Origin of the sequence: Pseudoalteromonas sp. S3260 (assembly GCF_005886925.1) — a bacterium.
Lineage (GTDB): Bacteria > Pseudomonadota > Gammaproteobacteria > Enterobacterales > Alteromonadaceae > Pseudoalteromonas > Pseudoalteromonas tetraodonis.
In genome coordinates this window covers 1-222 of the sequence record NZ_PNCV01000281.1, presented here as the reverse complement: position 1 = coordinate 222, position 222 = coordinate 1, and the positions used below count along the sequence as shown (strand labels likewise).

The 222-nt window shown below is 46.8% G+C and carries 1 pseudogene; it reads left to right on the top strand.

The features are described 5' to 3' along the window. Window positions 1-30: 30 nt before the first annotated feature. Window positions 31-222: pseudogene (locus tag CWC14_RS19510) on the top strand (acyloxyacyl hydrolase); the annotation flags it as partial.

The window sequence follows — 222 nt, the reverse complement described above, 5'->3', positions numbered from 1 at the left end:
CACTACTTTTTAGCAGCTAAACACAGACGTATGAAAGCAGTAATCCTCCCATTAACCTTAGCGCTAAGTTCGCTCGTTATCACGCCGGCTCAGGCAGAGCCTCGCCATGGCGTTGCCAGTCACTACATTCAAGGTGAGGGTGATGTTAAAGGCATTAAATTGGCCTATCAGTACTACGTCAACGACTATTTACCCGAGCAATTCTCCCAGTTTGATGTGTAC